The 20,570-nt window shown below is 62.3% G+C and carries 34 protein-coding genes; all 34 read right to left on the reverse strand.

What is annotated here, in order from left to right; genetic code table 11:
- Positions 1-272 precede the first annotated feature (272 nt).
- The 34 genes from KHZ24_08690 to rplC all read right to left on the reverse strand — a co-directional run bounded on the left by KHZ24_08690 (position 273) and on the right by rplC (position 20,468).
- Positions 273-860 carry a hypothetical protein gene (locus tag KHZ24_08690; GenBank protein ID MBS5451269.1) on the reverse strand — a complete coding sequence of 196 codons (588 nt, stop codon included), beginning with the start codon at positions 858-860 and terminating at the stop codon, positions 273-275.
- 109 nt (positions 861-969) lie between these two features.
- Positions 970-1,833: a tRNA pseudouridine(38-40) synthase TruA gene (truA, locus tag KHZ24_08695; GenBank protein ID MBS5451270.1), complete on the reverse strand. Its 864-nt coding sequence runs from the start codon at positions 1,831-1,833 to the stop codon at positions 970-972.
- 277 nt (positions 1,834-2,110) lie between these two features.
- Positions 2,111-2,905: an energy-coupling factor transporter transmembrane protein EcfT gene (locus KHZ24_08700; GenBank protein MBS5451271.1), complete on the reverse strand. Its 795-nt coding sequence runs from the start codon at positions 2,903-2,905 to the stop codon at positions 2,111-2,113.
- Positions 2,902-4,527: an ATP-binding cassette domain-containing protein gene (locus KHZ24_08705; protein ID MBS5451272.1), complete on the reverse strand. Its 1,626-nt coding sequence runs from the start codon at positions 4,525-4,527 to the stop codon at positions 2,902-2,904. Before KHZ24_08705 ends, KHZ24_08700 begins: the two co-directional genes overlap by 4 nt.
- A 115-nt stretch (positions 4,528-4,642) precedes the next feature.
- On the reverse strand, positions 4,643-5,161 hold the full coding sequence (gene rplQ / locus KHZ24_08710; protein MBS5451273.1) for a 50S ribosomal protein L17: 519 nt from the start codon (positions 5,159-5,161) through the stop codon (positions 4,643-4,645).
- A 21-nt stretch (positions 5,162-5,182) separates the two neighbouring features.
- Positions 5,183-6,124 (reverse strand): DNA-directed RNA polymerase subunit alpha, encoded by a 942-nt coding sequence (locus KHZ24_08715; GenBank protein MBS5451274.1) that lies wholly within the window; start codon positions 6,122-6,124, stop codon positions 5,183-5,185.
- Between the two features lie 27 nt (positions 6,125-6,151).
- On the reverse strand, positions 6,152-6,748 hold the full coding sequence (rpsD, locus tag KHZ24_08720; GenBank protein MBS5451275.1) for a 30S ribosomal protein S4: 597 nt from the start codon (positions 6,746-6,748) through the stop codon (positions 6,152-6,154).
- Positions 6,749-6,767: 19 nt separating this feature from the next.
- Positions 6,768-7,169, reverse strand: coding sequence for a 30S ribosomal protein S11 (gene rpsK / locus KHZ24_08725; protein MBS5451276.1), 402 nt, complete (start codon positions 7,167-7,169; stop codon positions 6,768-6,770).
- A 6-nt stretch (positions 7,170-7,175) separates the two neighbouring features.
- On the reverse strand, positions 7,176-7,547 hold the full coding sequence (gene rpsM / locus KHZ24_08730) for a 30S ribosomal protein S13 (protein ID MBS5451277.1): 372 nt from the start codon (positions 7,545-7,547) through the stop codon (positions 7,176-7,178).
- 14 nt (positions 7,548-7,561) lie between these two features.
- The gene (gene rpmJ, locus KHZ24_08735; protein ID MBS5451278.1) at positions 7,562-7,675 is read right to left on the reverse strand and encodes a 50S ribosomal protein L36; all 114 of its coding nucleotides are present in this window, start codon (positions 7,673-7,675) and stop codon (positions 7,562-7,564) included.
- 192 nt (positions 7,676-7,867) lie between these two features.
- The gene (gene infA / locus KHZ24_08740) at positions 7,868-8,089 is read right to left on the reverse strand and encodes a translation initiation factor IF-1 (protein ID MBS5451279.1); all 222 of its coding nucleotides are present in this window, start codon (positions 8,087-8,089) and stop codon (positions 7,868-7,870) included.
- 107 nt (positions 8,090-8,196) lie between these two features.
- On the reverse strand, positions 8,197-8,994 hold the full coding sequence (gene map / locus KHZ24_08745; protein ID MBS5451280.1) for a type I methionyl aminopeptidase: 798 nt from the start codon (positions 8,992-8,994) through the stop codon (positions 8,197-8,199).
- Positions 8,987-9,616, reverse strand: coding sequence for an adenylate kinase (locus KHZ24_08750; GenBank protein MBS5451281.1), 630 nt, complete (start codon positions 9,614-9,616; stop codon positions 8,987-8,989). Before KHZ24_08750 ends, map begins: the two co-directional genes overlap by 8 nt.
- A 148-nt stretch (positions 9,617-9,764) precedes the next feature.
- Positions 9,765-11,054 (reverse strand): preprotein translocase subunit SecY, encoded by a 1,290-nt coding sequence (gene secY, locus KHZ24_08755; protein ID MBS5451282.1) that lies wholly within the window; start codon positions 11,052-11,054, stop codon positions 9,765-9,767.
- The gene (rplO, locus tag KHZ24_08760) at positions 11,048-11,497 is read right to left on the reverse strand and encodes a 50S ribosomal protein L15 (protein ID MBS5451283.1); all 450 of its coding nucleotides are present in this window, start codon (positions 11,495-11,497) and stop codon (positions 11,048-11,050) included. The genes secY and rplO overlap by 7 nt, the downstream gene beginning before the upstream one ends.
- A gap of 10 nt (positions 11,498-11,507) precedes the next feature.
- Positions 11,508-11,696 (reverse strand): 50S ribosomal protein L30, encoded by a 189-nt coding sequence (gene rpmD / locus KHZ24_08765; protein MBS5451284.1) that lies wholly within the window; start codon positions 11,694-11,696, stop codon positions 11,508-11,510.
- A 2-nt stretch (positions 11,697-11,698) separates the two neighbouring features.
- Positions 11,699-12,232 (reverse strand): 30S ribosomal protein S5, encoded by a 534-nt coding sequence (rpsE, locus tag KHZ24_08770; GenBank protein MBS5451285.1) that lies wholly within the window; start codon positions 12,230-12,232, stop codon positions 11,699-11,701.
- A 12-nt stretch (positions 12,233-12,244) separates the two neighbouring features.
- Positions 12,245-12,613, reverse strand: coding sequence for a 50S ribosomal protein L18 (gene rplR, locus KHZ24_08775; protein ID MBS5451286.1), 369 nt, complete (start codon positions 12,611-12,613; stop codon positions 12,245-12,247).
- A gap of 59 nt (positions 12,614-12,672) precedes the next feature.
- Positions 12,673-13,209: a 50S ribosomal protein L6 gene (gene rplF, locus KHZ24_08780; GenBank protein ID MBS5451287.1), complete on the reverse strand. Its 537-nt coding sequence runs from the start codon at positions 13,207-13,209 to the stop codon at positions 12,673-12,675.
- A 23-nt stretch (positions 13,210-13,232) separates the two neighbouring features.
- Complete coding sequence (gene rpsH, locus KHZ24_08785; GenBank protein ID MBS5451288.1) at positions 13,233-13,631, reverse strand: 30S ribosomal protein S8; 399 nt, start codon at positions 13,629-13,631, stop codon at positions 13,233-13,235.
- Between the two features lie 94 nt (positions 13,632-13,725).
- The gene (locus KHZ24_08790; GenBank protein ID MBS5451289.1) at positions 13,726-13,911 is read right to left on the reverse strand and encodes a type Z 30S ribosomal protein S14; all 186 of its coding nucleotides are present in this window, start codon (positions 13,909-13,911) and stop codon (positions 13,726-13,728) included.
- Positions 13,912-13,993: 82 nt separating this feature from the next.
- Positions 13,994-14,536: a 50S ribosomal protein L5 gene (rplE, locus tag KHZ24_08795; GenBank protein ID MBS5451290.1), complete on the reverse strand. Its 543-nt coding sequence runs from the start codon at positions 14,534-14,536 to the stop codon at positions 13,994-13,996.
- 211 nt (positions 14,537-14,747) lie between these two features.
- On the reverse strand, positions 14,748-15,071 hold the full coding sequence (gene rplX / locus KHZ24_08800; GenBank protein ID MBS5451291.1) for a 50S ribosomal protein L24: 324 nt from the start codon (positions 15,069-15,071) through the stop codon (positions 14,748-14,750).
- A gap of 12 nt (positions 15,072-15,083) precedes the next feature.
- Positions 15,084-15,452 (reverse strand): 50S ribosomal protein L14, encoded by a 369-nt coding sequence (gene rplN / locus KHZ24_08805; GenBank protein MBS5451292.1) that lies wholly within the window; start codon positions 15,450-15,452, stop codon positions 15,084-15,086.
- 117 nt (positions 15,453-15,569) lie between these two features.
- Entirely contained in the window at positions 15,570-15,836 is a 267-nt protein-coding gene (rpsQ, locus tag KHZ24_08810) for a 30S ribosomal protein S17 (protein MBS5451293.1), read from the reverse strand.
- A 4-nt stretch (positions 15,837-15,840) separates the two neighbouring features.
- A complete protein-coding gene (rpmC, locus tag KHZ24_08815; GenBank protein ID MBS5451294.1) occupies positions 15,841-16,050 on the reverse strand; it encodes a 50S ribosomal protein L29 in 210 nt (69 codons plus the stop codon).
- Entirely contained in the window at positions 16,050-16,490 is a 441-nt protein-coding gene (gene rplP / locus KHZ24_08820) for a 50S ribosomal protein L16 (protein MBS5451295.1), read from the reverse strand. The genes rpmC and rplP overlap by 1 nt, the downstream gene beginning before the upstream one ends.
- A gap of 3 nt (positions 16,491-16,493) precedes the next feature.
- Positions 16,494-17,204 (reverse strand): 30S ribosomal protein S3, encoded by a 711-nt coding sequence (gene rpsC / locus KHZ24_08825; protein MBS5451296.1) that lies wholly within the window; start codon positions 17,202-17,204, stop codon positions 16,494-16,496.
- A gap of 4 nt (positions 17,205-17,208) precedes the next feature.
- Positions 17,209-17,574: a 50S ribosomal protein L22 gene (gene rplV, locus KHZ24_08830; GenBank protein MBS5451297.1), complete on the reverse strand. Its 366-nt coding sequence runs from the start codon at positions 17,572-17,574 to the stop codon at positions 17,209-17,211.
- Positions 17,574-17,846 carry a 30S ribosomal protein S19 gene (rpsS, locus tag KHZ24_08835; protein MBS5451298.1) on the reverse strand — a complete coding sequence of 91 codons (273 nt, stop codon included), beginning with the start codon at positions 17,844-17,846 and terminating at the stop codon, positions 17,574-17,576. Before rpsS ends, rplV begins: the two co-directional genes overlap by 1 nt.
- Before the next feature lie 21 nt (positions 17,847-17,867).
- Entirely contained in the window at positions 17,868-18,698 is an 831-nt protein-coding gene (gene rplB / locus KHZ24_08840; GenBank protein MBS5451299.1) for a 50S ribosomal protein L2, read from the reverse strand.
- Positions 18,699-18,878: 180 nt separating this feature from the next.
- A complete protein-coding gene (gene rplW, locus KHZ24_08845; protein ID MBS5451300.1) occupies positions 18,879-19,175 on the reverse strand; it encodes a 50S ribosomal protein L23 in 297 nt (98 codons plus the stop codon).
- A complete protein-coding gene (gene rplD / locus KHZ24_08850; GenBank protein ID MBS5451301.1) occupies positions 19,175-19,801 on the reverse strand; it encodes a 50S ribosomal protein L4 in 627 nt (208 codons plus the stop codon). Before rplD ends, rplW begins: the two co-directional genes overlap by 1 nt.
- A 46-nt stretch (positions 19,802-19,847) precedes the next feature.
- Positions 19,848-20,468 (reverse strand): 50S ribosomal protein L3, encoded by a 621-nt coding sequence (gene rplC / locus KHZ24_08855; GenBank protein ID MBS5451302.1) that lies wholly within the window; start codon positions 20,466-20,468, stop codon positions 19,848-19,850.
- Positions 20,469-20,570: the final 102 nt, after the last annotated feature.

Raw genomic sequence — 20,570 nt, forward strand, 5'->3', positions numbered from 1 at the left:
CTCGCGACCGCCTGGGAAACCGGCTGGCGGCACGCGGTCGCGTTCGAACATGCGGCGTGCTATATATGCATACCTTCATGCACCGGACGTGGGCGTGACACCGCGGCTTTCCTCATTCACGATAAGCCCATGCACGCGGACGGGATCCGAGCAAGGTGACGCAGGGCCACCGCCCCATATCGTCGAAGGCGAGTTCTGCAGCCGCGCTTTGTGCGGCGAAGCTGTCTGAGTCCGGCGATGATATGGGGCGGCGGCCCGTCCGATCAGGATGGCTACGCCTGGAACGTGTCGCGATCGGGCGCGAAGGAACGCATGGCGTCGATCGTGCGCTGCATGAGCTCCTCGAGCGTCCAGCCGAGCCGCTCGGCGCCCTGGCTGATGACGTCGCGCGAGCATCCGGCCGCAAAGTGCTTGTCCTTGAACTTCTTCTTGAGCGACTTCACCTCGAAGTCCATGACGCTCTTCGAGGGGCGCATAAGCACGGCGGCACCGATGAGGCCCGTCAGCTCGTCGCAAGCAAACAGCACCTTCTCCATGAGCAGCTCCGGCTCGAACTGCGTGCCCGTCAGGCCCCAGCCGTGCGAGGCCGTCGCGCGGATGGCCTCCTCCGAGACACCCGCCTCGCGCATGAGCTCCTGCTCCTTGACGCAGTGTTGCTCTGGCCAGCGCTCGAAGTCCAGGTCGTGCAGCAGGCCCACCTGACCCCAAAACTCGACGTTCTCCGGGTCATACTCGGCGGCGAAGTAGCGCATGACGCCCTCGACCGTCTCGCCATGCTGGATGTGGAACGGATCCTGGTTGTACGTCGTAAGCAGCTCAAATGCCTGCTCGCGCGTCAGGTTCGTCGTAAGCGTCGCCATAGGTGCGTCTCCCTCTCTCGGCATCGTGTCGCGTCGAGGCCATATCGTACACGCCCCGTCTGATGCCGCGATGGAGCATGGCAGCGGCCAAGACCGCGCCATCCGTCGCCTACCAGGGACGCAGCACGCCCTCGTCGTAGCGGACACTCCAGAACGTCAAACCGCACGATGGGGCGCATGGGCCAGCCGCGCGGCGGTCGCAGGCGGCCAGGACGTCGCCCACCCACGCAGGCGTGCGATGTCCTCGCCCCACTTCGACAAGCGTCCCCATGATCGTGCGCACCATGTTGTGAAGGAACGCATTGCCAACGATGCGCATGACGAGCTGACGCTCCCCAAGCTGCTCCTCCTCGAAGAAGTCGATGCTCTCGACAAAGCGACACGTCGGCTTGCCCTCGGCGCTCGCCGTCTTGCAAAAGCTCTTGAAGTCGTGCTCGCCCTTGAGCAGCTCGGCGCCCGCGCGCATCGCTTCGACGTCGAGCGTCCCCTCGCTGCGCAGCCACCAGGCCCACGAGCGGCAGAACATCGGACGCGCCGGCGAGCAGATGAGCCGGTAGCGATATTCCCGCGCCCGCGCGTCAAAGCGCGCCGAGAACCCGGAGGCCGCCCGGAGCACCTCCGTCACGGAGACGTCCTCGGGCAGCACAGCAGAGAGCGAGCGCACCAGCCGGCGCCCCGACAGCTCCTGGGATTCCCGGGACGTCGTCGGCAGACTCACGTACTGGGCGCGCGCGTGAACGCCGGCGTCCGTGCGCCCAGCGCACGTGAGCTCGACGGGGCGCCGCAACAGCGTCTGCAGGGCGTTCGTCAGCTCGCCGGCCACGGTGCGCACGTGCGGCTGACCCTCTTGGGACGCAAAGCCTGAGAACGCGCCCCCGTCATACGACAGCCGCAGCACGAGCGCATCGCCAGGGAGCGCGGCCTCGTCTGCCGCCGACTCGCACCTCTCCAAAGCCTCGCTATCGAGCTTCATGGTCCCTCCCACCCCACCTTAGCGCCCGCAGGGCTCTTGATGGCCAGAAAAGCGAGTCGTGAACTGCACGCCTTTCCAACCCGAGCCGTCTGGGCCGCGCCTTCTTGCAGATACGCTATCCGCCAATGTACATATGGACATCGCAGCGCTCCAAAATGAAAGTGCCGCACATCTCCCCCGCTGCACGCCAAACGCCACGGCATACACAAGTCTGCTTCTTGGCCGCAAAGCACTCGCCACGTGCAAGAAGCGGGCCCTGCAACCGAGCCTCGCCAGGCTACAGCAATGCAGACGTCGCCACGCACGCCACCAGCCCCACCACCAGCACGACGACGTCCACAACGCGCATCCGCAGCGTCGTCAGCTGCGTGCGGCCCTCGCCTCGATAGCAGCGCGCCTGCATGGCACCGGCCAGTGCTTCCGATCGGCGAAAAAGGCCCACGATAAGCGGGATCATGACGGGCACCCACGACGTCACGCGGTGCACGATGCTTCCCTGCCCCACCCGAGCGCCTCGCGCACGCTGGGCAGTCGCCACGCGATCCAGCTGCTCAGCACACACGGGGATAAACCGCAGCGCGATGGAGAGCGTCGTCGCAATGTCATCGACCGGCACGTGCAGCCGGCGCAACGGCTTAAGCATCCACAACAGCGACTCCGTGAGCGCCGACGCCGTCGTTGTAGAGCTCACCAACAGCGCCAATGCCACCATACACGCAATGCGAACAACGGCAGCGGCGCCACGCAGCGCTCCACTCGTAGAAAGCCCGAACGAACCGACCAGCGCCACGTCTCCCGACCCGTCAAAGCGCAGCGCATTGGCAGCAAGCATGACAGCGAACACGATGAGCATCGGCACGAGGTTGCGCGCGACCCTTCTCAGCGACATGCCAGCCAGAACGCCGAGAACAAGCGAGCCGACCAGCACAGCGATCAGCGCCGGCAGGCTTTCGATGCAGAACAACGCAACCGTCGCAACGAGCAGCAGCGCCACCTTCACGCGGGCATCGAGGCGGTGCACCGGCGAGTCGCCGACAACGTACGTTCCCAGTGCAATGCCCCCCAGGCTCATGGTCGCACCTCCGGATGCCCGTCGCACACGGCCCCGTCGCCTCGACCAACACAACCCTTCACGGGGCACTCGGCAGGAGAGTCGGCACCGCACACCACAGCATGGCCATCCCGAAGCTCAAGAAGCCCGTCGACCATCGGCAGGCAGCGCTCGACATCATGCGACACGATGACGACACCGGTGCCGCTCGACCGCAGGTCCGAAACGAGCTTGCGCAGATCACGGAGCCCGTCGGCATCGAGGCCGATCGTCGGCTCGTCAAGTGCCACGAACGGCGTTTCCATAGCAAGCACGCCCGCCAAAGCGACGCGTCGCATCTGCCCCCCAGACAGGCCAAACGGGCTGCGCGCCCCGAAAGCATCCGGATCGAGCCCCACGCGCCCCAAAGCCGACCGAGCGCGTCGCACAGACTCCTCGTGCGAGCAGCCGAGATTGCGCGGGCCGAACGCCACGTCATCGAGCACGGTGTCAGCGAACAGCTGGTCCTCCGCCCGCTGAAACGAGCAGGCAACCAGCTCCGGGCACGTGGGACGACCATCCACGGCAACGGTTCCCTCCGAGGGGCGAAGCAGGCCGGCAAGCAATCGCATGAGCGTTGACTTCCCGGACCCCGTCGGCCCACTAACGAGCACGGCGCCACCATGCGCAACACACAGCGAGACGTCCTCAAGCGCCAGCGCAGTAGGATGACCCCTTCGTCGGCCACGCCGCGTGCCGTCGTCGTATGCGAACGAGACAGCGCTCGCATTCAGCGCTTCCTCTTTGCAAGCCACATAGCTCGCAGCGTCGGTATCCATGCCCCGTAAGACATACTTATCGGAAGCAGGCTCATTCCCATGCGCATCTCCGAAAGAGCGGCGAAGCGCACCGCTCACGAGGCACCGCGAGCGCGCAAGAGCATCGCGATCGCTCAGTAATGCGCGCGGTGTCCCCTCCCACACGACACGCCCTTCCTCCATAACAAGGACGCGATCGTAGTCGATGACGTCCTCGAGCTCATGCGTAACGTGCAGCACGCCGCAGCCTTCGTGCGCCGCCTTGTCCACGACACGCAGCACGCCCTGGCGCGCCTTTCTATCGAGCATGGAGCACGGCTCGTCGAGCAGCAGGTACTGTGGCTGCATCGCGAGCACGCCGGCGAGTGCAACGCGTTGACGCTGCCCGCCCGACAACGTCGAAACATCACGCGCGTCAAAGCCGACAAGACGGCACTGCTCTAGGGCCAGACTCACGCACGAGCGGATCTCCTTCGCAGGTAGTCCCAGGTTACAGGGGCCGAACGCGACCTCCTCAAAGACGGTCGACGCCACCATCTGATCGTCGGGGTCCTGCCCAACAACGCCCACAGCGCGCCGATGCTCCCAAAGGGTATGCGAGTCGCTCCAGGAGAGAGTCGTCCCGTACAAAACGACGTCACCCGAGGTCGGAGCTACCCCACCGGATGCAATACGCAACAGCGTAGATTTGCCTGATCCGTTGTGTCCCAGTAAGGCGACGCGCTCCCCGGGATGCACGACAAGACCTGCGCCACGAACCGCGATGGCCTCTGAAGCGACAGAAGGCGAGTCCGGGCCCAGAGAGGCAGGGGGATACCCAAACGTGATGTCGCGCAGCTCAAGCATGGGCACCTCCATCCGCCATTGTCACCATACAGCCCATAAAATAACAAGGGGACCCGCGCAACGCAGGCCCCCTTGCAAGTTAACGCATAGCACGTCGGGCAAGCCGACTCGAAGCTTACGCCTCGGCCTTGGCCTCGCCCTTCGTCTCCTCGACAGCCTCAGCGGGCGTCTCGGCGGCCTCAGCCTCGGGGGCCTCTTCGGCCTCAACGGGCTTGACCTCAGAGACAGCCTTAGCAGCGGCCGGAGCGGCCTTCTTCTGCTTCGGCTGAACGGGCTCAGTCACAAGCTCGATGATGACCATGGGGGCATTGTCGCCCTTGCGGGGACCGAGCTTGTAGATGCGGGTGAAACCGCAGGTGCGGTCAGCCCACATGCCCTGCTCAACCTTCTCGAAGACCTCGCGCACGATCTCCTTGTCGTTGAGCTTGGCGAGCGCAAGACGACGAGAGTGCAGGTCGCCGCGCTTGGCCCACGTGATGATACGATCGACGTCGCCACGGATGGCCTTGGCGCGCGTCTGCGTCGTCTTGATACGGTCATTCAGGAACAGGGAGTTAACCAGGCTCCGCTTCATCGCCTTGGTGTGGGCGGCGTCGGTGCCCAGCTTCAGCCCATGCTTCTTCTGGTGCCTCATTTGCCTTTACTCCGATCTGTGCTATTGCTTGAGGCTCATGCCCATCGAGGCCAGCTTGTCCTTGACCTCTTCGATGGACTTGACGCCAAAGTTACGGATATTGAGCAGGTCGTTCTCGCTGAAGTCGAGCAGCTGACGCACAGAGTGGATGCCAGCGCGCTTCAGGCAGTTGAACGAGCGAACCGACAGATCGAGGTCGTCGATGCGCTTGTCGAGCTCGACGTTGTCGCTCGTCTCCTCCTGCGCGAAAATCGACGTGTCCTCGGGCGCCTCCGTCGTCGTAGCCAGCGACAGGAACGCATTCATGTGCTGGTTGATGATGTTGGAGGCCTGGACGAGCGCATCGGAGGGGCTCACGGCGCCGTTCGTCTCGATCTCGAGAACGAGGCTGTCGTAGTCCGTACGCTGGCCGACGCGGCACGGCTCAACGAGCTTCGTGCAGCGACGAACCGGCGAGAACAGAGAGTCCACGTGGATGATTCCGATGGAATCGTCCGAACGCACGTTCATCTCACCGGGGACATAGCCGCGACCACGGCCGATGCGCATGGACATCGTCAGGTGGGCGCCGTCCTCAAGCGTGGCGATGACGCACTCGGGGTTCACAAGGTCGAACTCGGCCGGCACGAAGAAGTCCTCGCCCGTCACGACAGCCGGACCGTCAATGTCGACGGTCGCAGTGGCCTCGTCGCCCTGACCGTTGGCCTTGAAGACCAGCTCCTTGACGTTCAGGACGATGTCGGTGACATCCTCGCGGACGCCCTTGAGCGCCTGGAACTCGTGCTGGATGCCCTCGATGTGGATGGCTTCGACAGCGGCACCGTCCAGCGAGGACAGCAGCACGCGACGCAGGGAATTACCCAGCGTATCGCCGAAGCCACGCTCCAGAGGCTCGATCGTGAAGCGAGCGAACGAGTCGTTCACGTTCTCGACCGTCACCTGGGGCCGGATGAATTCGGACATGTAGTACCTCCAGACTTACGACCCAGATTACTTCGAGTAGAGCTCGATGATGAGGTGCTCCTGGAGATCCATGTCGATCTGGTCACGCGTGGGGAGCTGGAGGACAGTGCCCTGCAGCTTCTCCAGGTCGACCTCGAGCCAGCCGGGAACCTGACGGCTCTCAGAGGCAACCAGGGCGCTCTTCGTGACCAGCATGTCCTTGGCCTTGGGCGACAGGGCGATGACGTCACCCATGCGGACGCGGTACGACGGAACGTCGACGCGGCGGCCGTTGACGAGGACGTGAGCGTGCGTCACGCACTGACGAGCCTCACGGCGCGTACGGGCAAAGCCCAGACGGAACACGACGTTGTCGAGACGGGTCTCGAGCATCGCCATCAGGTTGTCGCCGGAGATGCCGGGCATACGCACGGCCTTCTCGTAGTACATGTGGAACTGCTTCTCGAGCACGCCATAGATGAACTTGGCCTTCTGCTTCTCACGGAGCTGCTGGCCGTACTCGCTCTCCTGGCGACGCGCGCGCTTCTGCGGCTGACGATTGGACGACTTATCGATACCCATGACAACGGGATCGATGCCGAGGGACCTGCACCGCTTGAGTACAGGAGTCCTATCCACTGCCATAATTGCTTTCCTTCCTTACTTACACGCGACGACGCTTGCGCGGACGGCAACCGTTGTGCGGAGTGGGGGTCTTGTCCTGAATGCTCGTAACCTCGAGGCCGGCAGCCTGAAGCGAGCGAATGGCGGTCTCGCGGCCCGAGCCGGGACCCTTCACGAAGACAGCCACCTTGCGCATGCCGTGCTCCTGCGCGATCTTGGCGCAGGCCTCGGCCGCCATCTGAGCGGCGAAGGGCGTCGACTTGCGCGAGCCCGAGAAGCCCACCGTGCCGGCCGACTTCCAAGCAACGACGTTGCCCTGGGGATCGGTGATGGAGACGATGGTGTTGTTGAACGAGCTCTTAATGTGGGCCTGGCCCACAGCGATGTTCTTACGATCACTGCGCTTGATGCGGACGTGCGCAGCCTTCTTGTTCGTTGCCATGTTCTGTTAGCCCCTCTTCTTCGCACCGATTTGACGACGCGGGCCCTTACGGGTACGAGCGTTCGTGTGAGTGCGCTGACCACGCACCGGGAGGCCCTTACGGTGACGCAGGCCACGGTAGCAGCCGATCTCCATCAGGCGCTTGATGTTCTGGCTCTGCTCACGGCGGAGGTCGCCCTCAACCATGTAGCGTCCGTCAATGAAGTCACGGATGCGCGTGACCTCGTCCTCGGTGAGATCCTTGACGCGCGTGGCCGGGTCGACGCCCGTCTCGGCGCAAATCTTGCTAGCAGTGGTGCGGCCGATACCGTAGATGTAGGTGAGGCCGATCTCAACGCGCTTCTCGCGCGGCAGATCGATGCCGAAAATACGAGCCACCGTTCGCTCCTCTCTTAACCCTGACGCTGCTTATGGCGCGGGTTCTCGCAGACGACCAAGATCTTGCCGTGGCGACGAATGATCTTGCACTTGTCGCACATCTTCTTGACCGAAGGACGTACCTTCATCGTTCTCCCTTTCGGTAGTCGTGCTTCTCTATCTACTCGTCCAGCCGCAGACGTGATGACCCCGGGAGGGTCGCTGTTTTCGATACCGTGCAAAGCAAACCGGAATCGAGACAGCAGATATCTGATCCCCTGCGCACCAAACAGATGGGTGCCCGTCGGGAATCAGACGAGGTAACGCACAGATGCAAAATCCTACTTATAACGGTAGGTGATGCGCCCGCGCGTCAGATCATACGGAGAAAGCTCGAGAACAACCTTATCGCCAGGAAGAATACGAATATAGTTCATTCGAATCTTACCGGAGATGTGAGCGAGCACCGTATGACCATTTTCGAGCTCGACCTTGAACATGGCGTTGGGCAGAGGCTCAACGACCGTGCCTTCGAGCTCAATTGCGTCTTCTCGCTTCGTCACAAGCCGTCACTTTCATTAGAGACAACATACATGCAGTGCTGCATGATACAGCACGGACGGGACGCACGCCACACCTTCACATAACGAACGTCCCGCCCGTACACGCGCTAGCATGAAGCGTTGCGACCTCCATCGACATCGAGCGGGTCAAAGCCCGGCTCAACCGTCGTGATGACGGGCCCATCGTTCGTGATGGCAATCGTGTTCTCGAAGTGAGCCGAGAGAGAGCCATCGTTCGTGACGACCGTCCACTCATTGGCAAGCGTGTGGACGTAACGTTTGCCCGCCGTGATCATCGGCTCGATCGCGATGCACATACCTGCTTCGAGACGAACGCCGTGTCCCTTGCGCCCGTAGTTGGGCACATTGGGCTCTTCGTGCATATGCCGACCGATGCCGTGACCGACATACTCGCGGATGACGCCATAGCCATGCTTCTCCGCATGCTGCTGGATGGCATAGCCGATATCGCCGAGGTGGTTGCCAGGCACTGCTTGCTCAATACCGAGTGCGAGGCAGTCGCGAGTCACCTGCAGCAAGGCCTTCGCCTCGTCCGAGATGTGACCGATAGCGAACGTCCACGCATTGTCACCCACCCATCCGTCAACCGTCGCACCCGTGTCGATGGAGAAGATATCCCCCTCACGTAGGATGCGCTCCGACGAAGGAATGCCGTGGACGACCTCCTCGTTGATAGAGGCGCAGATGGAACCTGGGAAGCCACCGTAGCCCTTAAAGCCCGGCACGCCGCCGTGCATACGGATGAAGTCCTCGACAAACTGGTCGATTTCAAGCGTCGAGACGCCGGGCTTTGCCATCTCCCCTGCAAGGCGAAGCACCTGCTTAGAGAGAGCACCGCACTTCTTAAGCCCCTCGATGTCCTCGGCGCTCTTGAGCTTAATCATGGGCGATCGCGCTCTTCACGTCGTCATACACGACGTCAACGGGACGGTTGCCGTCGATGCGCGCGAGCACGCCAGCACCAGCATAGTAATCGATGAGCGGGGCCGTCGACTTGGCGTAAACGTCGAGGCGATTCTGGATGGTCTCAGGCTTGTCGTCATCACGCTGGTACATCTCGCCGCCGCACGTCGGGCACGTGGCCTCTTCAGCCGTGCCCGTGTGGCCGCACGCACGGCACACGCGTCGAGAAGAGAGTCGGTCAACGATGACGGAAGCCGGAACCTCGATCGCGAGGGCGCAGTCGATGCGGCGGCCCGACTCGGCGAGCGCAGTGTCGAGCGCGGCAGCCTGCATCGTCGTACGGGGGAAGCCGTCAAGGATGAAGCCTCGCTGCGCATCCTCAGCAGAGAGACGCTCCTGCATGAGGTCAATGATGAGCTGGTCAGGCACGAGCTCCCCGGCATCCATGAAACTCTTGGCCTTCACGCCCAGCGGCGTGCCCTCCTTCACGGCAGCGCGCAGGATGTCGCCAGTCGAGATATGCGGAATCGAAAACTCGTTGACCAGACGCTCAGCCTGGGTGCCCTTCCCCGCGCCAGGGGCGCCAAGCAGGACGATGTTCATGAAGACCTCCTTTTTGTCAGCACAGCCGCCACCGAACGCGTCGGCAGTCGACTGCTTCCTAAACAGATCGCCCGGACGTCCCGCGTGCTGGGGCGCCCGGGCGCTCAGAATACCTCAAAAAGGGAGGGCCCTCCCCCGGCCTTACGGCCTAGCGGAAGAAGCCCTCGTAGTCGTGCATGCGAAGCTGGCTTTCGACCTTGCTCATCGTGTCGAGCGCAACGCCCACCATGATGAGGATCGACGTGCCACCAAACGCCTGAATCAGCGTGTTGTTCGTGAAGAAGAACAGAATAGACGGAACAACGGCCACCAGGGCGATGAAGATCGCACCAGGCAACGTGATGCGGTTCAGGACGTTCTTGATGTACAGCGCCGTCGGAGCACCCGGACGCACGCCCGGGATGAAGCCGCCCTGCTTCTTCAGGTTGTCCGCAGTGTCGTTGGGGTTGAACACCATGGACGTGTAGAAGTACGCGAAGAAGACAATGAGCAGAACCGACAGGATCCAGTTAAGCCAGCCAGCGCTGATCGCGTTGGAAAAGCCCTGAATCCAGCCCACGTTCGGGAAGAAGACCGCGAGCTGCGCCGGGATGTACAGGATGGACGAGGCAAAGATGATCGGGATGACACCGGCCGTGTTGACCTTAATGGGAAGGTACGTGTTCTGACCACCCATCATGCGACGACCCGTCACTCGCTTCGCGTAGGACACCGGAATGCGACGCTGGCCGCGCTCCACGAAGATGATCGGCGGAATGACCGCAAGGATCACGACGACGATCAGAATCGTGAACAGGACGCCCGTCGTGCTCGTCTCAATCGAGTTGAAGATGGCAGAGGGCAGACGCGACATGATGTTCGCGAAGATGATGAGCGACATGCCATTACCCACACCACGCTGCGTAATGAGCTCGCCCAGCCACATGATGAGCATCGATCCGACGATGAAGCCGAACACGATCATGACGTCCATCAGGAACTCAGGCACGCCCATACCGGCAAAAGAGATGCCGTACTGCGGGCTCTTGAAGAGCAGCAGGTAGCCAATCGCGTTGATGAGCGACAGGACGATCGTCAGGTACCGCGTGTACTGCGTGATCTTCCTCTGGCCCATCTCGCCCTCTTTGGCGAGCGAACGCAGAGACGGCACCACCGCCTGCATCATCTGAAGGATGATGGAGGCGGTGATGTAGGGCATGATGCCCAGCGAGAACAGCGATACGTACGACAGAGCGCCACCAGAGAAGAGGTTGAGCAGCGCCATGGTGTTACCCATGCCGCTGTTCGCATTCTCAAACGTGCTCACCAAATCACCGAATGGGATACCGGGCAGCGGGATGTACGAGCCAATGCGGTACAGCACGATAATCCCCAGAGTAAAGAGGATCTTATTCCTCAGCTCCGGGACCCGGAACGCATTCAGGATGGCATTTAGCACGGCAGCTCTACCGTCCCTCCCGCAGCCTCAATCTTGGCCTGAGCGGAGGCGGACACCTTGTCAACGCGAACGGTGAGCTTCTTCGTAAGCTCGCCGTCACCGAGAACCTTGACAAGCGTCGTGTTCTTCTTGATGACGTTCTTGGCGACAAGAGCATCAGAATCGACAACGGCGCCGTCCTCGAACAGGTCGTTCAGACGGTCGAGGTTCACGGGAGCGTACTCAACGCGGCAGGGATTGCGGAAGCCGGGAAGCTTAGGCAGGCGCATGGCCAGCTTCATCTGGCCACCCTCGAAGCCCGGGCCCTTGCCGCCGCCGGAACGGGACTTCTGGCCCTTCTGGCCGCGACCAGCCGTCGTGCCGCCCTTGCCCGAGTTGCCGCGACCGACGCGCTTGCGGTTCTTGCGAGAACCCTCAGCGGGGTACAGATCGTGTAGCTGCATTGAAAACTCCTTAGATCTCCTCGACGGTGACGAGGTGACGCACCTTCTGGATCATGCCACGAACGCTCGGGCTGTCCGGACGCTCCACGACATTGTTGATGCGGTGGAGACCCAGGGCACGCAGCGTGGCAGCCTGATCCTTGGGGTGGCCGATCGTGCTACGGACCTGCTTGATGAGCAGGGTCTTCGTCTCTGCCATGATTAGTTGTTCTCCTTACCGGCGAACATCTCGCCCACGGTGATGCCACGGCGAGCAGCGGCCTGCTGCGGGCTCTCGAGGCGCGCCAGACCCTCGGCAGCAGCCTTGATGATGTTGAGCGAGTTGCTGGTGCCCAGCGACTTGGCCAGAATGTTCTTGATGCCCGCGAGCTCGCAAAGAGCACGCACGGGGCCACCGGCGATAACGCCAGTACCGGGGACAGCCGGCTTCAGAACGACGCGACCAGCGCCATAGTGACCCTCAACGTCGTGAGGAATCGTGCCCGTCTCGGTCACCGGGATGTAGAACATGTTCTTCTTGGCGTCCTCGATACCCTTCTGGATGGCCAGCGGGACCTCGGCGGACTTACCCATGCCGATGCCGACGTTGCCCTTGCCGTCGCCGACGACGACGAGAGCGGAGAGGGAGAAGCGACGGCCGCCCTTGACAACCTTGGAGACGCGGTTGATGAAGACGACGCGCTCCTGCAGCTCAGGCGTGGCGTTGTTGTTCTCGCGCTGATGGTTACGAGCCATGCTTCACTCCTCCTAGAACGTCAGGCCAGCGTTGCGGGCACCATCGGCCAGAGCAGCCACGCGGCCGTGATAGAGATTGCCACCGCGGTCAAACGAGACCGTCGTGTAGCCGGCCTCGAGAGCACGCTTGCCGACAAGCTCGCCCACGAACGCAGCGGCCTCCTTGTTGGAGCCGATCTTGCCCGTGGCGCGGAACTCAGCGTCCAGCGTCGAAGCGGAGCAAAGCGTGGTGCCGTTCTCATCATTGATGAGCATGGCGTAGATGTTGGCGTTCGTGCGGCGCACGCAGAGACGGGGACGCTCGGCGGTGCCGGACACCTTGCCACGGACGCGGCGGTGACGGCGAGCGAGACGCTCTGCCTTCGCCTTGTGCTTGTTCATGAAATACTCCTCGCTATAACCGACACCTTACAGGGTGTCGGACGTGGATTACGCGCGCGTTACTTCGAGGCCTTGCCGAGCTTACGACGGACGTGCTCGCCCTCGTAGCGGACACCCTTGCCCTTGTAGGGCTCCGGGGGACGCTTCATGCGGATGTCAGCAGCAACCTGGCCGACGCGCTGGTTGTCGATGCCCTTGACAAGCACGTGCGTGTTGTCCGGAACCTCGAACGTGATGCCCTCTTCGGGCTCCACGATGACGGGGTGCGAATAGCCGAGCGAAAGCTCAAGCGACTTGCCCTTGAGTGCCGCACGGTAGCCGACGCCGACGAGCTCGAGCTTCTTCACGAAGCCCTCAGACACGCCCACGATCATGTTGTGGACGAGCGTACGCGTCAGGCCGTGCAGGGAGCGCGCGGTGCGGGAGTCATCAGGACGGGTGACGAGGATCTCGTTGCCCTCCTGCTTGATGGAGATGATGTCAGAGAACTGCTTGTTGAGTTCGCCCTTGGGACCCTTCACGGCCACGTGGGAACCCGTGATGGTGACCTCTACGCCGGCAGGGACCGGGATGGGCTGCTTACCGATACGAGACACGGATTTGCTCCTTTCCTGGTTCGTTACCAGACGTAGGCGATGACCTCGCCGCCGACGCCAGCCTTGCGCGCGTCGCGATCGGTCATAACGCCCTTGGACGTGGAGATGATGGCGATGCCCAGACCGCCGAGAACGCGAGGCAGCTCGTCCTTGCCAGCGTAGATACGCAGGCCAGGCTTAGAGATGCGACGGATGCCACGGATGACCTTTGCACGACGCTCACCGTACTTGAGCGTAATGACGAGATTGCTGTGAGGCGTGCCGGGCTCAACGACGAAGTGCTCGATGAAGCCCTCCTCATACAGCACGCGAGCGATCTCGACGAGCTTCTTGCTCGTGGGCATCGAGACCGTGGCCTTGTTCGCAGAGTTTGCATTACGGATGCGCGTAAGCATATCTGCGATCGGGTCGGACAAATTCATGTGATTCCTCCTATGGTTCTAGATGAGACTGCCCTAACGGTTCGCATCCGCCCATAACGGAAGCGCCTGTTTGGACAGGTCCCCGGCAATCAGCCTACCAGCTTGCCTTCCTGACGCCAGGGAGTTCGCCCTTGCTCGCCAGCTCGCGGAAGCACACACGGCACAGGCCGAACTTGCGGTAGTACGCACGGGGGCGACCACAACGCATGCAGCGGTTGTGCTGGCGCGTCGAAAACTTCGGCTCGCGGTTCGCAGCGGCGATCATCGACTTCTTAGCCACACTTTCCTCCTTCACGAAGCATCGTAGAGACACAAAGATCCCTTGCTCGTGCCACATAGCACGCGCAAGGGATCAGTTTACGCTAGTTCTTCTTGAACGGGAAGCCCAGGAGACGAAGAAGCGTCTCTCCTTCATCATTCGTCTTAGCCGTCGTGACCATCGTGATGTCCATGCCACGGGTGTGGTCGACCTTGTCATAGTCGATCTCAGGGAAGATCAGCTGCTCGGTGACACCCATGGAGTAGTTGCCCGTGCCGTCGAACGACTTCGTCGAGAGGCCGCGGAAGTCACGGATACGAGGGATGTCGATGGAGATCAGACGATCGAGGAACTCCCACATGCGGTCGCCGCGCAGGGTGACCTTAGCGCCGATGGGCATGCCCTCACGCAGGTGGAACGAAGCGATGGACTTGCGGGCGCGGGCGATCATCGGCTGCTGGCCCGTGATGACACGGAGGTCAGCGACAGCGGCGTCGATGGCCTTGGAGTCGGTCGTGGCCTCGCCGACGCCCATGTTCACGACGATCTTCTCCAGCTTGGGGATCATCATGACGTTGGGGTAGGCGTACTTCTCCTGAAGACCCGGACGGGCAATCTCGAGGTACTTCTTCTTCAGGCGGGGCATGTCGGACATGTTCTTCACTCCTTTTGGGGTTTGACGTGGCGGGTTTCCGTCCCGACACCTTTCGGGCATCCTATCCCGAAAGCCGTTGTAACGCAGTGGCACACATGTGCACACCACGCTGCACAGGACAAACTGCACAGCATGGTAGGCACACGTCGGGCCTCGTGCAGGACAGCTCCTGCACGAGGCCCGGCAAAAGAGCAGACGCTAATTAAAACTCAGCGCCGCACTTCTTGCAAACGCGAACCTTCTTGCCCTCAGCGTTCATCGCATGACCAACACGAGTGGCCTTGCCGCACTTCGGGCAGACGAGCTGCACGCGAGAGGCGTAGATCTTGGCCTCCTTCGTGACGATGCCGCCACGGGGGTTGGCCTGCGTCGGGCGCATGGACTTCTTCATCATCGCGACGCCCTTGACCACAACGCGGCCCTCGCTGGGATAGCAGCGCAGAACCTCGCTGACGGTGCCACGATCCTTGCCGGAGAGCACCTTGACCGTATCGCCCTTGCGGACGTGAAGCTTAACAGTAGCCATTTGCGTCTCTCCTTACAGCGTCTCAGGCGCGAGCGACGTGATCTTCAGATACTTGCGGTCGCGGAGCTCGCGGGCCACGGGGCCGAAGACGCGCGTGCCCTTGGGAGCACCGCTCGCGTCGATCAGCACGCAGGCGTTGTCGTCGAAACGGATGTAGCTGCCATCCTTGCGACGGATCTCCTTCTTCGTGCGAACGATGACCGCACGCACAACGGCGCCCTTCTTGATGGAGCCGTTGGGCAGGGCCTCCTGCACGGCGCAGATCACGACGTCGCCCACGCTGGCATAGCGGCGCTTGGAGCCGCCGAGAACCTTGAAGCAGCGAACCTTGCGCGCGCCGGAGTTGTCGGCGACGTTGAGCATAGTCTGTGCTTGAATCATTTCTTCCTCCGATAGCAGAGTCGACAGGCAGAGGTGCGCCCACTCGTGCGGCACACATGTCGTCGGAAGGCGCCGGGCCACTCAAGGTGAGCAACCCGGCGCACGAACGGGCAGAACTTACTTCGCGCGCTCGACGATCTCGAGCAGACGCCAACGCTTCGTCGCGGACAGCGGGCGCGTCTCCATGATGCGCACCGTATCGCCCACGTTGCAATCGTTGTTCTCGTCGTGAGCGTGGAACTTCTTCGTACGGATCATCATCTTGCCGTACTTGGGGTGACGCTTACGCTCCGTCACCTCAACGGAGATGGACTTATCGCCCATACGCGACACGACGACGCCCTGGCGGACCTTACGGCGGTTGCGCTCAACAGTCTCGGTCATGGTGTTACTTCACATCCTTCTCAGCAGCGATCTCACGCGCACGGATCTCGGTGAGGATGCGAGCGACGTCCTTCTTCACGAGCTTGACGCGAGCCGTGTTGTCCAGCTGGCCCGTGGCCATCTGGAAACGGAGGTTGAACAGCTCAGCGCGGCATTCCTTCAGCTTGCTCTGGAGCTCCTGATCGTTGAGCTCCCTAATCTCTGCGGGCTTCATTAGTTGGTCTCCTTCCCGTCCTCGACCTGCTGATCGGCACGGGTGATGACCTTCGTATGAATCGGCAGCTTCTGAGCAGCCAGACGGAAGGCTTCCTTGGCCGTGGCCTCGTCGACACCGGCGATCTCGAACATAACGCGGCCGGGCTTCACGACGGCAACCCAGCCCTCCGGGTTACCCTTGCCCTTGCCCATGCGGGTCTCGGCGGGCTTCTTCGTGATAGGCTTGTCAGGGAAAATCGTGATCCACACGCGACCGCCACGCTTCATATAGCGGGTCATGGCGACACGAGCAGCCTCGATCTGGCGGTTCGTGATCCAGTGGCACTCCGTGGCAACAAGGCCGTACTCGCCAAAGTTGACGTTCGTCCAGCCCTTGGCCTTGCCCTTCATCGTGCCACGCATCACCTTACGGTGAGCAATGCGCTTAGGTGCGAGCATGCCTTACCTCCTCCCTTCGCCGCGGCCGCCACGACGCGGACGCGAGGTGCCCTCGAGGGCGGGATTGGGGGTGGGCTGACCGGGCAGCTTCTCACCCAGGTAGATCCAGCACTTCACGCCGCAGGAGCCCATGACGGTGCCAGCAGTGGCCGTGCCGTAGTCGATCTTGGCGCGCAGCGTGTGCAGCGGCACGCGGCCCTCGCGATACCACTCGCGACGACCCATCTCAGCGCCGCCGAGACGACCGGAGCACTGGACACGGATGCCCTTGGCACCAGCCTTACGAGCCGACTGAACAGCCTTGCGCATGGCGCGACGGAAGGCAACGCGCTGCTCGAGCTGCTCGGCGATGGACTTCGCAACGAGCGTGGCGTCGAGCTCGGGGCGCTTGATCTCGATGACCTCAATGGAGAGGTTGCCACCGGAGACACCGGCGACCTTCTCGACGTCCTTGCGCAGCGTGTCGATCTCCGTGCCCTTGCGACCGATGACGATGCCGGGGCGAGCGGTGTAGATGATGACCTTCACCTTGTCGCCGGCGCGCTCGATCTCGACGCGCGAAAGAGCGGCGTCCTTGAGGCGGTTCTCCAGGAAGGAGCGAATGGCCAGGTCATTCTTGAGGGTGGCCTTGTAGTCCTTATCGGAGTACCAGCGGGAGCGCCAGTCCTCGGTCGTGCCGAGACGGAATCCAATCGGATGGACCTTCTGACCCATTGCCTTACGCCTCCTTTCGCGGAGCGACGATGATCGTGATGTGGCTCGTCCTCTTGAGGATGCGGGCCGCGGAACCCTTGGCGCGAGCGCGAATGCGCTTGAGCGTCGGGCCCTCGTCGACGAACGCGGTCTTGACGACGAGGTCGTCACCGCGCATGCCGAAGTTGTTCTCTGCGTTGGCCACAGCGCTGTTCAGCACCTTGGCGACCGTCTCGGCGGCGGAGCGCTCGGAGAAGGCAAGGATGGTGCGGGCCTGCGCAATGGGCTTGTTGCGGATCTGGTCCACGACGAGGCGGACCTTCTTGGGCGCGATGCGCACGTAGCGTGCCACGGCGCGCGCCTCAACGACCTTCTTGATGTCTTCGCTCATTACCTCTTGCCCTTATCTGCCGAGTGGCCCTTGAACGTGCGCGTCGGCGCGAACTCGCCGAGCTTATGGCCAACCATGGATTCAGTGACGTACACGGGCACGTGCTTGCGACCGTCGTGAACGGCGATCGTGTGGCCAACCATCTCCGGGAAGATGGTGCTCGCGCGAGACCAGGTCTTGATGACCTGCTTGTCGCCCGACTCGTTCATCGCAATGATGCGATTGAGGAGCCGCGTCTCGACGTAGGGCCCCTTCTTGAGGCTTCTGCTCATCTGCGTGTTCTCCTTTTCGGGTTACTTCTTGCGGCGACGGATGATCATGTGGTTCGAGCGCTTCTTCTTGTCGCGCGTCTTGTAGCCCTTGCAGGGGATGCCCCACGGCGAAACCGACTTGCGGCCCGACGTGTGGTTCTTGCCCTCGCCGCCGCCGTGCGGGTGGTCGACGGGGTTCATGACCGTACCACGGACCGTCGGACGAATGCCGAGCCAACGGCTGCGGCCAGCCTTGCCGATCGAGATGTTCGCGTGATCAGCGTTGCCGACCTCACCGATGGAGGCGCGGCAGGTGATGAGGACGCGACGCATCTCGGAGGACGGCATACGCAGAACAGCGTACTTGCCCTCCTTGCCCATGAGCTGGCAGGAGTTGCCGGCGGAGCGGGCGATAGCCGCGCCCTTGCCCGGCTGGAACTCAACGGCGTGCACGAGCGTACCGACGGGGATGTCGGCAAGCGGCATGGCGTTGCCCGGCTTGATGTCGGCGCCAGGGCCGCTCATGACGGTGTCGCCGACCTTCAGGCCCTTCGGGTGAAGGATGTAGGCCTTCGTGCCGTCAGCGTAGTGCAGCAGAGCGATACGCGCAGAGCGGTTCGGATCGTACTCGATCGTCGCGACCTTGGCGGGCACGCCGTCATGGTTGCGCTTGAAGTCGATGATACGATAACGACGCTTGTGGCCGCCACCCTGGTGACGGGTGGTGATGTGGCCGTCGTTGCCGCGGCCGGCGTGCTTCTTCAGCGGCGCAAGAAGCGGCTTGTAGGGCTTGTCCGTCGTGATCTCGGCGAAGTCCGAGACACTCATGAAACGGCGGCCCGGAGACGTCGGCCGGTACTGCTTGACTCCCATTGCATTTCTCCTCTCGTCCGATTGCCACGTGATGCATGGGAGGGAGACTCGCCTGAGTCCCGCATCCGTGACCCCGGACAACCACGGTTCCGGGTGTGTCCATTTAACACACCCAACACAGCATAACGCACGGGAAGCACCGAAGCACTTCCCGTGCGAGTGTGCCTAACAAAAGGAAGCTTAGGCCTGCTTGCCGAAGATCTCGATGGTCTCGCCATCGGCGATCGTCACAACAGCCTTCTTCCAGGTGCGAGTATAGCCGGACTGAACGCGGACGCGCTTCGGCTTTGCCTTGACCCACAGGGTGTTCACAGACTTAACGTGAACGTTGAAGATATCCTCGATAGCGCGCTTGATGGCGGGCTTGTCGGCATCGCGAGCAACCTCGAACGTGTACTTGTTCTGCTCCATCTTGTCGAAGGAGGCCTCGGACACGATCGGGCGGATGATGATGGTGCGCGGATCAAACGTATTCATTACGCCAGCACCTCCCCGAGGCGAGTCGCGACGGGCTCGGAGAGCACGAGCACGTTGTTGTCGAGCATGAAGTAGGTGTCGATCTCCTGGTCGAACAGGACGACGACCTTAGAGAGGTTGCGGAACGACAGAGCGGCGTCGATGGCGCCCTCAGGCAGCACGATCGTCACGCGCTTGCCCTCGAGGCCGTTGTCCTTCAGGAACTTGACGGCCTGCTTCGTGCAGGGCTTATCAAACGCGAACTTGTCGACGACCATGAGCTCCTCGTCGAGCAGCTTCGCCGAGAGCGCGCTGCGCATGGCGAGCTTGATCTCCTTCTTGTTCATGCGGAAGGAGTAGTCACGAGGAGTCGGGCCGAAGACGACGCCGCCGCCACGCCACTGCGGGGCGCGGATGGAGCCCTGGCGGGCGCGGCCGGTGCCCTTCTGACGCCACGGCTTCTTGCCGCCGCCGCTGACCTCATGGCGGTTCTTGACCTTGTGCGTGCCCTGACGGTCAAGAGCCATCAGATAACGCACGGCCTGGTGCATAACCGGGATGTTCGGCGCGATGCCGTACACGGACTCAGCGAGCTCAAGGTCAGAGACCTTCTCGCCAGCCATGTTCTTGACTTCGATCTTAGACATGTGTCTGTCTCCTTAAGCCTACTGGGGCGATTGTTGCGAGGGCCCGTTAGGCCATGCGGACGAGAACGAGGCCATTCTTAGCACCGGGAACGGCACCCCTGACCAGGATGAGGTTCTGCTCGGCGTCGACACGCACGACCTTGAGGTTGCGCGCCGTCACGCGATCGTCGCCCATGTGGCCAGGCATGCGCAGGCCCTTGTGGACGCGGCTCGGCGTGGAGCACTGGCCGATGGAGCCGTGCTTGCGGTACGTGTGCGAACCGTGCGTCTTACGACCGGCGTCGAAGTTGTGACGACGGATCGTGCCCTGGAAGCCCTTGCCCTTGGAGCGGCCGATGACATCGACCTTCTCCACGTCAGCGAAAGACTCGACCGTGACGAGCTCGCCACAGGCGTGCTCCTCGCCCTCAGGCACGCGCACCTCGCGGAGGTAACGCACAGGCTTCACGCCAGCCTTGTCAAAGTGACCGCGCATCGGCTTGTTGACGTTCTTGTCCTTGATGTCGCCAAAGCCGATCTGAACAGCGCAGTAGCCGTCGGTCGCCTTGGTCTTGACCTGCGAGACAGCGCAGGGGCCGGCCTGGATGACGGTGACGGGAACGACCTCGTCGTTCTCGTTCCACACCTGAGTCATCCCGATCTTGCGGCCAAGAATCGTGTTGATCATGGTGATCCTTACCTTCTGGCGGTCATGGGACATAGAGGATGGCCCTTCCATCCCCACCCAGCGGACCGCGTCCAACCTATGCCTACCAAACGAGGCACAGCC

It is taken from the genome of Coriobacteriia bacterium, assembly GCA_018368455.1.
In the GTDB taxonomy this organism is placed as follows: Bacteria; Actinomycetota; Coriobacteriia; order Coriobacteriales; family UMGS124; genus JAGZEG01.